The following is a 13,475-nucleotide window of genomic DNA, read 5'->3' as shown; positions in this document are numbered from 1 at the left end:
TCGCCCTCCTAGTGGTCATGGCTCGCGCCGTCTTTGAGAACATCGGCTTTGAGTATGTAGCTGTTTCCGATCACATAAGGAGTATCTAGAGCTAGACCGCCAGTAACTTCGGCATATTCTCCATCACTCTCGCCAAGTTCTATCATGCGAACTTCAAAAGTGTTTCCGTACTTAGCAAACACCACCGGCATGTCCCGAAAAGACTGAATTGCATCAACTTGCACAGCCAGAGGCACAGCGCGTTCACGCGTTTTCACGTCAGATTTTACGTGCATTCCCGGCCGCCAATGACCTTCAGAGTTATCAATAAGCACTCGGGCTCGAGCTATGTGTCCACCGGTCATTACTGGTGCAATGTAAATCACTTCACCACGAGTGCGCTCATGTTGATGTAAATCATAAACCTCTGCTGTTTGCCCAACTTGAAGCTTCTCAATGTTTTCAGGGAACGCCGAGAGCTCGACCCAGACCGAGGATAAGTCGGCAATTTCGAACATTGTTTCGTCGTTGACGACCTCACCGACGGAGACAAATCGTTCAGTAACCTCACCATCTATAGGGCTAACAACATCGTAACTGACTCCACTTGCAGCATTGGTAACTTTCGCAAGCGTTTGACCCGCGAAAACTTGATCACCAATTGAAACCTTAACGCCAGTTACCTTACCTTTATAAATTGGAGTAATTGAGATGATTTTTTCAGTTATGGGCGCAACGACACCAAACAAAGTTTCACTAAAATTAAGTGTCTGAGGACCTGCAGGTTCAACCACAATATCTGCCTTTTCAATAATTCGGTCAGACAATGTTGCTCTTCCCTCATAGCTTTCATAGTGCCATTCAGCACGCTGTGTTTTTGTATTCACTGAAACCGAGACCTCATACGAGTGTGGCTCGGTGACGATCTCATTACTGACTTGGTAATTATTCTCTGGAGTGAAACTCAAGTTATCATTGACGTTACCAAGCCGATGTAGGGTTACCGAAACTTCAACCTTTTTGGGGGACATCAGCTCTCCATTTAGATAGGTGTAGACTCTCATTTCTGGAGGGATTCCTGACTCGTAGATCGTGATCTCGACTGACAAATCGCCGTCGCTTAATAATATTCCACCATTTGGCCCCTTCGCCTCAGTCTCCGTATGGCCATGCTCCGTTGAAGCATGACTTAATGCAGATAAGCTTAGCCCTAAGCATAGAGCGAGCAATGTAAAAACTGTTTTCATAAAATTCATGATTTCGATCCTAAAAATGATTGACCCGTCATTCGCTCTAGTTCGAGAATGTCTTTGTGAATAGCACTGCGACGCTCAAGGGCTTGGTGTTCAAGCTGTGCTAGCTCATCTTGCGCATCAAGAACAACTAAAAGACTATGAATACCTCGGCGATAGCCATCGGTCGTTTCATTCTCTAGTCGCTTGGCGAGGGGTAATAAATCTGTTTGAATGCTCTCTAAGTAGCGATAATTTGTTTGTATGCGTCCTAATAGAGATCTTGCGCGAACGCGCAACTGGTCTCGAATTAAACGCTGCTGTTCAAAAACTAACGTACGCTCAGCTTTAGTAGCCTCAAGAGTTCCCTGATTTGGGTTCGAAAGTTGAAGAGGCATCGACGCCTGGAGAACAAGACCAGTGTCATTTAGCTGATTGTTGTAACGAACACCCACTCCAATATTGAGATCGACAGAAGCATCTGCCTTCACAGCATCAACTTTTGCCGCAAGTAGTCGTTCTGAATCGAGTAAACGAAGAAACTCTGGCGCTTGATTAACCGCTTGTTCAATATCAGCTTGTGAAGGAATATCGAAAGATTGATAAAAGTCCCCGGTCACACCAGTAAAGCTTGGCTCTGCGGCCCACATTGCACTTAAGTTCGCTCGTGCTTGGTCAAGCTTTCCAACAATCTCTTCGGATTGGACACTTACTTGGCGTTGTTGCAATGAAACTTTAGTTGCTTCCGATGGTGGCACAGCTCCGGACCGGACCCGCTCCTTGACTATTTGCATTGCACTATCGAGCCGTTGCTGCTGATGGCTATTCCACTCGGCCAACTGCTGCAACCGAACAACTTCGTAAAAACGATAAGCCGTCTCCGCTAGGATTTCGATCTTTTCGTAATTAAACTCAGCGGCCCGCTGACGTTGTCGCGCGTTCGCATACTCAACTCGTTGCTCGCGTTTTCCACCAAGCTCAATAAGCTGACTGAACGACAATGTTGCTTGAGCGCTGTCGAATCCTTGGCTTTCACCATTACCAGCAAAATTCTCCAGTTCGAACCCGATAACTGGATTTGGACGCAGCGATGCCTGCAGTTTTTCAGCTTCAGCCATACGTTGCTGATACGGGTACTTCTTTAAGATTGGGTTATCTCGCAAGACGTTCTCAAATGCCTCTCGCAATGATAACTCATTTGCGATTGCTGAATATGAGGTTGCAAGTAACCCCACAAGTACAGCAATCACGAAATAAAGTAATTTCATGATTATCTCCACAGTAAAATGGCGTGCTAATGCACAAATTTTAGACGTGAAGTTTAGGCATTTGGTGGTGGGGTTGGTGGTTGATGGTCGTTACTATCGAAAGGAAGTAATCGATGTGGGATTGCAAGATTCGGACATGGTGTTGCCGCAGCACAGATTGAATAACCAGTGATACAGCTTATGTGTGCGTGAAATTGATGTTCGTGGTTTGGATCGAGGTTGTCGGGTGACTTCGTCTCGTGATCATTGTGCGTATGATGTTGATAGGCATAATCGAAAGTGTGATTACTATCCTCCACATGCCCAGCGGCAACCGCACAGGTAAAAAAACTGTGAAGTAAAATGACTACGATCAACGACCAAATAATTTTTGGCAAACGAACAACCTGCAGATGAAAAAACCATTTCAAAATAAGAAATAGGCTACCACATGTATCTCATGGGCTCAATCACCGGCTTTTTCTCTTTTATCGAATTCAACCGTCTTAGAAAGGTGTGTTGGACTTATTACACTTAAATACTGGTCTCAACAAAAGTAAAAAGTGGCTGGAAATCGCCTGCATCAGCGGCGCTGAAGGGCGACAATATTATAAGCAGGAATAAATTTGGCACAGATTTGGCACAAAAATTTTTGTGTTAGTGTTCACAAACCGTGAAGCTCCTGCAGATATGGCGCACCCGACAGGAGTCGAACCTGTGGCCTCTGCCTCCGGAGGGCAGCGCTCTATCCAGCTGAGCTACGGGTGCGTGGATTGGAAGGCGTCGTTTAACGACGAGGCGAATTCTAGAGAAAAGCGTAGGCCTTGTCCAGTTCAAATCCACTTGATTACAGGGTTAACTCAAGGTTGCTTCGCGACAAACTCGAGCGCACAGGCGAGGCGTTGAGCGGCGTTGCTGGTCTCAGCAAAACAACCGAGGACATGATCAGGGGTTACTCCTGCAGCCTCTTCATCACCGTTTGGACGAATAATGTGCGCCTTGGGGAAGCCAACTTCAATTCCAGTTCGCGACAAAGTAAAACTCTCCATCGAGGCGTAGGTCGTTGCCAGATCAGCGGTCGGCTCGCCTATGATCATTCCAAAACCATAATCTTGCACAATCGCCGCCACACTTACGGCATTGCTATAGGAATAACGATCGACGATGACAAAAACCTTCGCAGGGTCGATGGCTAAGCGCTGTGCTAACGGTAACGGCTGGCTATCCTGTAATGGGAATGAGACGATCTCCCCCTCATCGTGGCTCGTATAAATCGCGGCAAGTTGCGCGTTGATTGAATCCGCTGGCTCATCAGCTGCGAGTCGAGCTTGGTTCGCCGCCTCAGCAAAGGATGACACTTTGACTCTAAAGTCGGCGGCAAAGCGAAACGGTTGGTCGACGAAATAGCCCAGCATGTAGTCGCTAAAACTATTCGTGCCACCGGGATTATTGCGCAAATCAATCACGAGCTTTTCGATTTGTGCCGCTTTAAAGGCGCTAAAGGCCTCGTCAATCAAACCAAAAAACTCTTCGGTATTCCACGTTTGGCTGCTGTCTTCGGCATAAATATTACTAAACGGACCCGGTTTCAGATAACCAATCGCGCCGGCCGCGATGCGATAGTCGCGCGGTAGCTCAACGGCTTTGGGAGCCTCGCCACTGCTTTGCTGGGCATAACTTAAGGTAGGCTGGCGCAGGTTAGGGTAGAATGCGAACAGAGTCCTGACATTAACCCGAATTTAGTCGGACATTTATCGGACATACCGCAATATCAGGTAAGGGAGAGTGCCATGAGCGCACCCATACAACTTGGTGACTGGCGCTTTGAGTCCAGCACTGGCGTGTTGACCAACGCAGCAGACGAGCAAGTGCGGCTCGAGCCGAAGAGTGCCGCGCTTTTAACTTGTTTACTCGAAACCCCAGAGCAACTAGTGAGTAAAAAAGACTTGCTTGAGCGGGTTTGGCCTGAAACGTGCCCAAGCGAGGATACGCTGTTGCGCACCGTCTCGCGCTTGCGTTCAGCGCTTGGAGATAGTGCTCGCGCACCGCGCTATATCGAGACCGTTCCGAAGCGCGGTTATCGCCTTTTAATCACACCTGAAGAGTTTAACGCCGCCTCGTTTTCAGTGCGTAAAGTTCCTAAACCGCTTATTTTTATTGGCGCTATGTTTGCCGTTGCAGTCACTGCTTTAGTCGTACTGATGCTAACTGTTGAAGATGGCCGTCAGCGTTCGGATTTGTTGAGCCAAGCGGATGACTATTACCATCAAATGCGGCTTGCCGACAATGAACGGGCGATCAGCTTATATCAGCAGCAACTTGAATTAAAACCCGATACCGTTGCGGCTTATGCAGGGCTTGCCAATGCGCTGGTGCAAAAAGCATTGCGCTATTCTGAGTCGTCACCGGGCGATCCGAGTCAAGCCAGTATCACTGAGCAGGTTGCCAGCGGGGCGTTGGCGACGGATGCGAATCGAGCGTTATTGCAGCGCGCAGCGGTTATGGCAGATAAGGCGCTGGCGTTGCAACCCAATAGTACGATTGCGCTGAAGGCGAAAGGGTTCGTGCGCTCGGCGCAGGGCGATTATGCGGCGGCGATTCGACTCTATCAACAGGCTTTAGAACACGATGCATCAGTGTGGCCGATTTGGCTCAATTTAGCGGAACTTTTTGGCGCATCGGGTGACCTTACTCAAGCGCGCGAGGCCTATCAGCAAGGCTACCAAGTGATGCAACAAGAGTATGCAAAGCAGCCAGTACAAATCCGGCCCTGGCTGGCAAGTGTAGGGCTGCGCATTGGCGACAGTTATTACCACGCCGAGCAGTTAAGTGAAGCAGAAAGTTGGTATCGCGAGGTGCTGAGTATTGCTCCGTTGCACGAGCAAGCAACCATAGGTTTAGTTCGAGTTTTATACCGCACCGGTGATCGGGATGGCGCTTTAAACCGTTGTGTAGAATTAAATCAACGGCTCCGCACTGATTATCGCTGCACCGCTTTAGAATCGTTGTAACCATCCAATTAATAGAGGAAAGCAGGATGAAAGTACAGGCACAGAACGGGTCTGCATGGATTATGGAAATGGCCACTTTAGGCATGTTAATGCTTGCCCTGATTTGGGCGCAAAGCGCTCAGGCAGTGAGCCAGTGGAGTGATTACTTAAACACTGAACATCGGTTTGAACATCGCCATATTGATGGCGCAGATGTAATTGTCATGGTTGTCCCTGAAACCAGCGGTGCCATCATGCTCCCGAAGATGTGGCAAGACGAAACCAAAAACGCTGTGAGTGCAGCCCTCGAAGTTGCTGAATTTAGCGGCAAGCAAGGTCAGATGGTTGAGCTACTCGCACCGCCGGGGTTCTATGCTAAACGCTTATGGGTCGTTGGTATGGGCAGCGAACTTAACCGCTTCGACGCCGAGCAGCTTGGTGCAACCATCGCCGCTAAAGTAACCGATAAAATGAGCACAGTCGTGGTTCATGCGCGTGCTTTGAGTCCGTCTCAAATCGCGGCGATGGCCCACGGTATGGATTTGCGCAATTACCGTTTTGATCGCTACAAGCAAACACCAAAGGCGCGGCCAAGTTATGTCACCCATTGGCATGGCCAAGATGGTGAAGCAGCAGAAGCCGCTTATCTTGCCACTAAACCTCTCGCGCATGGTGTCTTTGTTGCGCGTGACATTATCAACCTTCCAGGCAGTGACGGCTATCCAGCGGCCATTGCTGAGCTTGCCGAGCGAGCTGTTGCACCCTATGGCATCAAGGCTAGGGTCTATGGTCCAGAGCAAGTTAAGGCGATGGGAATGGGCGCACTTTATGGAGTGAGCCAAGGTAGCCAACACAAGGCACATTTACTGGTGCTTGAGTGGCATGGCGGGGATAAAGGTGAGCAGCCCATTGCTTTTGTCGGTAAAGGCAACACCTTTGATACCGGTGGCTATAACCTGAAAACCAGTGGTGACTCGATTGTTCGCATGCAAACCGATAAAGCTGGTGGGGGTGCAGTGATTGGCGCCATGATGGCCTTGGCGGGCGAGCAAGTTGATTTTAACGTGGTCGGTGTGGTGCCGTTATCGCACAACTTGATTTCAGGTACAGCAACCCTGCCAGGTGATGTGCTTGTTGCCGGTGATGGCACGCGGATTGAAGTGGTCAACACAGATGCCGAGGGGCGTTTGATTTTGGCTGATGGCATTTGGTATGCGCGCGATAAATTAAATGCGCGTGCGATTGCCGATATCGCTACCTTAACTGGCTCAAAAGTTCGTGCCCTTGGCACCGACTACGCGGCGGTATTTAGTGATCATCCGGAGTTGCTCGAGGCCATGAAAGCGGCCGGAGATGAGACCGGCGAGTTAGTCTGGCAGCTGCCGCTTGGACCGTACAAAGGCATCATTGACAGTTGGCTTGCGGATATTCAAAACGTGGGTTCACCGGGTGCTCAAGCTGGTGCGCGGTTACTGCAGCATTTCGCCAAAGATACACCATGGATTCACCTTGATATTGCAGGTAACGCCTACGCCACCAGCGCTAAAGGTATTCACCCAGCTGGCGGGAATGGTTACGGGGTGCGGTTGTTGGCTGAATGGGCGAAGCGCTACGCCGAAAAGACACAGTAACGGCGAAGCATTTTTCCAAGTTTTGGAGGGGGGAAGTGAGGTCATCTACCCCCTTTATGAAAAAATAAAACAAGATGCCCGCCATCGCGATATCGTGATGATTATGGATACCGTCATTCATCGGCGTGGCACAGGCTGCAGGACGCTCGTCTAAATTAATTATTGATCTGGTAGGCTGCTCGTATGTCGGCGATTTTTGCCTCGATGGCGGCGCGACTTAACCAACTCCCACGAACCATAACTCCTTGGTGGCTTGTGAGTGTCTCTAACTGCATGAGTGGATTCTCGGGCACCAGTAAAAAGTCGGCCCGCTGTCCCGGAGCTATGCGTCCAAACGGCGTCACACTCTCTTCTGCAAAATAGTCCCCGGCCGCGACCGTCGCACTATAAATAATATCGGCATTGGTCATTCCTGCTGCTTGCAGATAAGGGATTTCTCGATGAATTGAAAAGCCCGGGACACTGAATAATTGCGGCGCGTCAGTGCCAAAAATAATCGGCACTCCACCTAGATAAAGAGCCTTTAAAAGCGCCTGCCGGTTGGCTTGCTGTACTGCGGCAGAGTCGCCCGCAAAGTATGCTGAGGCCGGTGAGGCGATGTAGTCGAGCCAGCCTTGGCGCACGACTTCGGGAACCAGACCAAGTTCAGGAAAGCTGCGTAAATAATCGTTATCGCCAGCACCGATCAAGGTGGCCCAGAGTGCTTGCGTTGGCACCACGGCGACTTGATATTGCAAGCTCAACTCAACCAAATACGTTAGTTCATCGGCCGTAATCGGGCGATCGAGTGCGTCCACTGCCTCGAGATAACCATCCAGATGATCGATGGTCACTTGGCCTGCTTTAAGGGCGTTTTCCAACCCGACATCGGCTGGCACATGCCCAGCGAATTCCATCTTATTTTGATTGGCAGTGGCGGCCAGTGCTTGGTACTCGGCTAGGGTAAGCCCTGGGTGGATTTTCAATAAGTCCCAACCTTCATCACGTTGATCAATGACCCGCTGGGTTGCCTGTTCAGGAGATTCGATACTATTGCCATTAAAGCTTGGCCCGGCCAGATACAAAGTTGGCCCAATTTTCTCGCCACTCGCGATAGCTTTCTTCAAATCCAGTTGATGTGGATAACCAAGCATCCCGCGTACCGTTGTTACGCCGTTGGCCACATAAAGAAAGAGCATGTCATCGACATAGCGATCAGGAAAGCGACCGAATCCTGTAGCAGGGGGAACATGCCCATGCATTTCAGTAAAGCCGGCAAGCACATAACCATTGTTGCCTGCAATCACTTCGGTGGCGGCCGGAATATGAGTTGAATCTGCATCGTAAATAGCACTGATGACGCCACCATTAACAGCAATGGTTTGGTTTTCCAGCAGCACAGGCTGGCCATCGACAAAATCAACGATATGAACATTTTCGACGGTGTAGTCGACCGTGACACCCTCAGGTGGTGTAACCGGCTCCGGTGAGCAGGCGCTTAACCCAAGCAAGCTAAGAGCCGCGACAGCAGAGAATAATTTCGATGAAGTTAAATTGAACATGGCGAATTTCCTCAACAAGACCTATTTGCATCATACCATTGGTCGGTGATTTGTGCGCATCAATCCCAAATAGGCTTGCGCAACGCGCCCGCCTTTGGTTTGCTTGATAGCAGTTTCGATGATTTCTCGTTAAGGAGTGAAGTATGCTACGAACATTAACTGCAACTATGGTTGCCACAGCCTTGCTGCTCTCAGCACCCCCAGCTTTCGCACAAGCCGAATCAAGCAAAAGTAAGTTTAGCGCTGAGGACGTGTTTGCGTTGGAATATGCCAACGACGTCAGCATTGCTCCAAACGGTAAGCATATTGTTTACGTTCGTCAGCAGTTTGACGAAATGACGGATAGTACGAAGCGCTCGCTCTGGTTGATTGATGTGGCCAGTGGCCAACATACGCCGCTGTTCGCCGATAACGCCAGTTATGGCAATCCAACCTGGTCCGGTGATAGTACGCGGTTAGCCTTTACCTCTAACCGGGGTGGGAAAAATCAAATTCATGTGTACTGGTTGGCCACTCAGACTCTGGCAGCAGTCACTGCAGTGAACGCAAGCCCATCGCAGCTCAGTTGGTCGCCCGATGGTCGCTATATCGCGTTTACCATGAATCAAGATGCACCGAAGACCGATTTTGCTAAAAGTGTGTACACCCCGAAAAAACCAAAAGGGGCAACTTGGGCGGCAGCACCGATCATTGTTGAACGGACATACTACCAGCGCGATGGTCAGGGTGTACTTCCTTCCCAATATCGGCAAGTTTTCGTGGTGCCGAGTGATGGCGGTAATGCCCGCCAATTGACAACGGGCGCCTACAATCACAATGGTCCGTTAGCGTGGCGCCGTGATAGCTCAGCGCTTATTTTCAGTGCCAATCGCAATGATAATTGGGAATATCAAACGGGTGAGTCGGACTTGTGGGAGGTGCAGCTGCAAAGTGCAGAATTGACCCAGCTCACCGACCGCGCTGGCGCCGAGTTTGCTCCGGCGATGTCACTTGATGGCAATAATCTCGCCTACTTGTGGCGTTCGAGTGAGCCTGAGCCATACCACAACAACAAACTGCAAATTCATAACTTTAGAACGGCGCAATCGCGCACTTTGCAGGCTCAGCTCGATCGCTCTTTAGAGCAACCCAAGTGGCTCAATGAGAGCCAGTTAACGGTGCAATATACTGATCGTGCTCACACTAAAGTCGCTGTGGTCGGCCTCAATGATGATTTTTATGATGTCACTGATAGTTTGGGTGGTACCTATATCAGTCGACCTTACTTAAGCGGCATGTATTCGGTCGCGCCCACCAGCGGACAAATCGCCTTCACTCATGCAACAGCGTATCGTCCAGCTGATGTTGCGGTCATTACGGCTGAAGCAAATGCACAAGCGCGCGTTTTGACCGATTTAAATGCGGATGTGTTGGACTACCGAGAGTTGGCCTCGGTGAATCCAATTCGCTATCGCTCAAGCTTTGATGGCACCGAAATTGAAGGTTGGTACATGTTGCCGCCGAACTACGACCCGAATAAGCGCTACCCAACCATGGTCGAAATCCATGGTGGACCGCACCTTGCTTATGGCCCAGTGTTTGCAGCTGAGCATCAGCGCTATGCGGCCGAAGGGTTCGTGGTGTTCTATAACAACTATCGCGGCAGTACCTCGTATGGCAAAGATTTCGCCATGTTGCTCGATGGCTTCTATTCTTCTGAGCGTGACTTCGCTGACCACATGAGTGGTCTCGATCAACTCATCGAAATGGGCATTGCTGATCCAGATAATTTGTTTATTGCTGGCGGCTCGGCAGGGGGGATTGCCACCGCATTTGCGGTTGGTTTGACCGATCGTTTTAACGCCGCTGCAGCAACCAATCCGGTCATCAATTGGATCAGCAAAACCTTAACTGCAGACAGCTATTTAGGCCAAATCCGTAATCAATTCCCTGGAATGCCGTGGCAGCAGCTTGAGCATTACTGGAATCGTTCGCCGCTTTCGGTGGTAGAAAATGTAACCACTCCGACCTTGCTATTCACTGGTGAAAAGGACCGTCGCACGCCGATTTCTGAAACGGAACAGTTCTATCAGGCGCTCCAGTTGAAACAGGTTGATACGGCCATGGTGCGGGTACCAGACGCGTATCATGGCGTCACTGCCCGACCTTCGCGAATCATTGCAAAAGTCGAGCATACTGTGGCGTGGTTTAAGCGCTATCTGAAAAATCAGTAAGGGTTAAACTGCAACCCGAGGGACGCGTGGCGAAACTCGGGTGAGAAGCTCATAACCAATGGTGTCGGCCCACTTCGCGATTTCATTCACGCTTAAGTTGGGCCCCCATAATTCAACTTCATCGCCTTCCTCGACCTTGTCGAGGTCGGTTACATCTACGGTAATCATATCCATCGAGACGGTTCCAGCAAGTGGTGCACGTTGACCATTGATAAAGACCGGTGTGCCATTTTTACAATGGCGTGGGTACCCATCGCCATAGCCGATGGCAATGGTGGCAATGCGACTCTCTCGTGTCGCTGTCCACGTGCTCCCGTAACCAACACTTTCACCGGCAGGTATGGTTCTTAAAGCGATCACAGGTGCTATCAACCGCATTACTGGTTGTATAGAGAGTTGGCTTGCAAAATCTTCGCTCGGTGGCAGCCCATAAATGGTAATACCGGTGCGCATCCACTCACCATTCATGCTGCTCAATTCAACTGCAGTCGTTAACAAGGCAGCAGAATTGGCCATGCTGACATTCACCGTGATTTCGGTCATTGCACAGATATCTTCAAAAAGCTTTTGTTGCGCTTGCGTAAGCGGATGACCATGATCCCCAGAATTGGCGTAATGCGACATTAAGGTAATTGCGCCAACGTTCGGGCATTGGCGTAATTGCTGGTAGACCGATTTGACTTGCTCTGGCGGCCAACCGAGTCGATGTAATCCGGTATCGACTTTCAGCCAGACTGCAACTGGGCGCACTAACCGCGCGGTTAATAAGGCGTCTAATTGGCTCTGCTGATGAATCACCGGTTGCAGGTTGTAATGCGCACAAATAGGTAATTCCTCGCCCGAAAGAATCCCCTCGAGCAAGACCACCGGCTTGATGATACCGGCTTCACGCAACCGTAAGGCTTCGTCAATAAAGGCAACACCAAATGCATCAAGCTCACTATCAAGCGCTTGTGCAGCGGTAATGAGGCCATGACCATAAGCATCAGCTTTGATCACGCCGAGCACACGATGATCACCCGCCTGAGTTTTAATTTCGCGAGCATTGTGCACCAGTGCATCGCGATTAATTTCAGCTCGAGTACTACGAAAATGAATGCCGTTGGCCATGTTCAGTAGGCGTCCTTAAACGATTTAACAAAGGTTATAACATGAAAAAGCCTGCAAGTAGATACAGGATAATACTGCCCACCCCAGCTACAAGGGCATACGGTAATTGGGTTCGAACGTGCTCGAGCAGGTCACAGCCCGATGCTAGGGCCGATACCGCAGTGGTATCCGATATGGGTGAACAGTGGTCACCGAATACCCCACCCCCTAAAACTGCTGCGAGCAACAACGGCGCGGGTAAATCGAGCGCAAGAATCAAAGGTGCGGCGATCGGGATTAAAATCGCAAAGGTGCCCCACGACGTACCTGTGGTGAACGCGATCAAAGCACCGGCAATAAAGAGCATAGGTGCGATCCAAATCGGGGCCAGATAATCGCCTACGATACCTGCCAAAAATGCGCCAGTGCCGAGCTCTTTGAGCGATGAACCAAGCGCTAATGAGAGCAATACTATGCTTACCAAAGGCAGTAATTCACCCATCCCCTTAAAGCCAATTTTGACCAACTCATGATGGCTGTTGCGACGCGAAAATAGCAGCATAAAATAAGCCACTACACAGGCGAGCGCGGTGGCATAAAGCACCGATTTAGAACCACTTCCCGCAGTTAAATCGCCATTCCCGGTCCATACCATAAAGCCGATCATCCCCAGCACCATCACGAGTAAAGGCACGACCATAAAGCGGGCTTTACTACCTTGCGGGATCTGCTCAGGAATATCTTGCGCGGGTTGCGGCTGCGCTTCAACTCGCGCTAACGGTCCATGCACTTTAGTGGATAACGCGGTGTAAAACACTAAGACAAGGGTTAATAGCGCGTAAAAGTTATAAGGAATCGTACTCCAAAGTGTCACCACTGATGCACCGGGAAGACCTTGTTGCTCAATCAAGCCGAGCACATAGGCTCCCCAACCGTTGAGTAAAATTAAAATACAAATCGGTGCGCTGGTACTATCGATTAAGTAAGCCAAACGGGCCCGACTCATATTGAGTTTTTCAAATAGCCCACGAGATAAAATGCCCGAGGTCAAAACGCTTAAGTTCGACTCGATGAAAATAAAGACGCCAGTGAATACCGTCAGCAAGCTGGCTCCACGCTTGGTTTTGCCAAGCCCCCAATTCAGCAGCTTTTGGACGAGGGCGGCAACACCACCAGATTCGCGGATATAGGCAAGTAGCGCACCAACCAGCAAACTAAACACCAAAATTCGGGTGTTGCCACTGGAGCTGAATACCCCAACAATCTCTTCAATGGTACCGATAAAGCTCATTGCGAGCGGTTGCTGTGATTGCGCGACGAGCAGTAATTCTGAGGTAAACACTGCCAGCAGCAGTGCGCCGATGACTTCTTTGCGCCAAAACACCACAATAATCGCAACCAGTGGCGGCAAAATGGAGAGCCAACTCATAGGTATGCCTCGTTAATAACAATTGGCGTAGTGTGCCAAGCAATGCCCGCTGATTCAATGTTAATTGCGACTAGCAAGATGAAGCAAAAGGCAGTAATTTGGAGGTTTAAGAGTCAAAAAAGTA

The 13,475-nt window shown here is 49.9% G+C and carries 10 protein-coding genes and 1 tRNA gene; 4 read left to right on the top strand and 7 right to left on the bottom strand.

Annotated elements, in window-relative coordinates; all coding sequences use genetic code 11:
- Nucleotides 1–8 precede the first annotated feature (8 nt).
- The 4 genes from CWI83_RS08155 to CWI83_RS08140 form a co-directional block, all read right to left on the bottom strand.
- Nucleotides 9–1,235 (bottom strand): efflux RND transporter periplasmic adaptor subunit, encoded by a 1,227-nt coding sequence (locus CWI83_RS08155; protein ID WP_126827953.1) that lies wholly within the window; start codon nucleotides 1,233–1,235, stop codon nucleotides 9–11.
- Entirely contained in the window at nucleotides 1,232–2,479 is a 1,248-nt protein-coding gene (locus tag CWI83_RS08150) for a TolC family protein (RefSeq protein ID WP_126827951.1), read from the bottom strand. The genes CWI83_RS08155 and CWI83_RS08150 overlap by 4 nt, the downstream gene beginning before the upstream one ends.
- A gap of 670 nt (nucleotides 2,480–3,149) precedes the next feature.
- Nucleotides 3,150–3,226: transfer RNA gene (locus tag CWI83_RS08145), tRNA-Arg, on the bottom strand.
- Between the two features lie 92 nt (nucleotides 3,227–3,318).
- Entirely contained in the window at nucleotides 3,319–3,975 is a 657-nt protein-coding gene (locus CWI83_RS08140; protein WP_157980385.1) for a S41 family peptidase, read from the bottom strand.
- A 273-nt stretch (nucleotides 3,976–4,248) separates the two neighbouring features.
- On the opposite strand from CWI83_RS08140, the gene CWI83_RS08135 reads away from it, so the two are divergent.
- Genes CWI83_RS08135 through CWI83_RS10715 form a run of 3 tightly spaced genes read left to right on the top strand, consistent with a single transcriptional unit; the run spans nucleotide 4,249 to nucleotide 7,233 of the window.
- Entirely contained in the window at nucleotides 4,249–5,469 is a 1,221-nt protein-coding gene (locus CWI83_RS08135; RefSeq protein ID WP_126827947.1) for a winged helix-turn-helix domain-containing protein, read from the top strand.
- Nucleotides 5,470–5,495: 26 nt separating this feature from the next.
- Nucleotides 5,496–7,079 (top strand): leucyl aminopeptidase family protein, encoded by a 1,584-nt coding sequence (locus tag CWI83_RS08130; RefSeq protein ID WP_126827945.1) that lies wholly within the window; start codon nucleotides 5,496–5,498, stop codon nucleotides 7,077–7,079.
- Entirely contained in the window at nucleotides 7,018–7,233 is a 216-nt protein-coding gene (locus CWI83_RS10715) for a BLUF domain-containing protein (RefSeq protein ID WP_126827943.1), read from the top strand. Before CWI83_RS08130 ends, CWI83_RS10715 begins: the two co-directional genes overlap by 62 nt.
- A 1-nt stretch (nucleotide 7,234) precedes the next feature.
- Here the strand turns inward: CWI83_RS10715 and CWI83_RS08120 are convergent, their stop codons facing one another.
- On the bottom strand, nucleotides 7,235–8,620 hold the full coding sequence (locus tag CWI83_RS08120) for an amidohydrolase family protein (protein WP_126827941.1): 1,386 nt from the start codon (nucleotides 8,618–8,620) through the stop codon (nucleotides 7,235–7,237).
- 143 nt (nucleotides 8,621–8,763) lie between these two features.
- On the opposite strand from CWI83_RS08120, the gene CWI83_RS08115 reads away from it, so the two are divergent.
- Nucleotides 8,764–10,833: a S9 family peptidase gene (locus CWI83_RS08115; protein WP_126827939.1), complete on the top strand. Its 2,070-nt coding sequence runs from the start codon at nucleotides 8,764–8,766 to the stop codon at nucleotides 10,831–10,833.
- 3 nt (nucleotides 10,834–10,836) lie between these two features.
- Here the strand turns inward: CWI83_RS08115 and alr are convergent, their stop codons facing one another.
- A complete protein-coding gene (gene alr / locus CWI83_RS08110; RefSeq protein WP_126827937.1) occupies nucleotides 10,837–11,943 on the bottom strand; it encodes an alanine racemase in 1,107 nt (368 codons plus the stop codon).
- A gap of 34 nt (nucleotides 11,944–11,977) precedes the next feature.
- Entirely contained in the window at nucleotides 11,978–13,351 is a 1,374-nt protein-coding gene (locus tag CWI83_RS08105) for a Na+/H+ antiporter NhaC family protein (protein ID WP_126827935.1), read from the bottom strand.
- Between the last annotated feature and the right edge of the window lie 124 nt (nucleotides 13,352–13,475).

The organism is Pseudidiomarina taiwanensis (assembly GCF_003987435.1).
Taxonomy (GTDB): Bacteria; Pseudomonadota; Gammaproteobacteria; order Enterobacterales; family Alteromonadaceae; genus Pseudidiomarina; species Pseudidiomarina taiwanensis.
The sequence above is the reverse complement of the archived record's forward strand: the minus strand, read 5'-3'. Positions and strand labels throughout refer to the sequence as shown.

What these genes read in the sequence shown, in the direction of transcription:
- CWI83_RS08155 (WP_126827953.1), bottom strand. Translation starts at nt 1,235, where the DNA reads ATGAATTTTATGAAAACAGTTTTTACATTGCTCGCTCTATGCTTAGGG.
- CWI83_RS08150 (WP_126827951.1), bottom strand. Translation starts at nt 2,479, where the DNA reads ATGAAATTACTTTATTTCGTGATTGCTGTACTTGTGGGGTTACTTGCA.
- CWI83_RS08135 (WP_126827947.1), top strand. Translation starts at nt 4,249, where the DNA reads ATGAGCGCACCCATACAACTTGGTGACTGGCGCTTTGAGTCCAGCACT.
- CWI83_RS08130 (WP_126827945.1), top strand. Translation starts at nt 5,496, where the DNA reads ATGAAAGTACAGGCACAGAACGGGTCTGCATGGATTATGGAAATGGCC.
- CWI83_RS10715 (WP_126827943.1), top strand. Translation starts at nt 7,018, where the DNA reads ATGGTTACGGGGTGCGGTTGTTGGCTGAATGGGCGAAGCGCTACGCCG.
- CWI83_RS08120 (WP_126827941.1), bottom strand. Translation starts at nt 8,620, where the DNA reads ATGTTCAATTTAACTTCATCGAAATTATTCTCTGCTGTCGCGGCTCTT.
- CWI83_RS08115 (WP_126827939.1), top strand. Translation starts at nt 8,764, where the DNA reads ATGCTACGAACATTAACTGCAACTATGGTTGCCACAGCCTTGCTGCTC.
- alr (WP_126827937.1), bottom strand. Translation starts at nt 11,943, where the DNA reads ATGGCCAACGGCATTCATTTTCGTAGTACTCGAGCTGAAATTAATCGC.
- CWI83_RS08105 (WP_126827935.1), bottom strand. Translation starts at nt 13,351, where the DNA reads ATGAGTTGGCTCTCCATTTTGCCGCCACTGGTTGCGATTATTGTGGTG.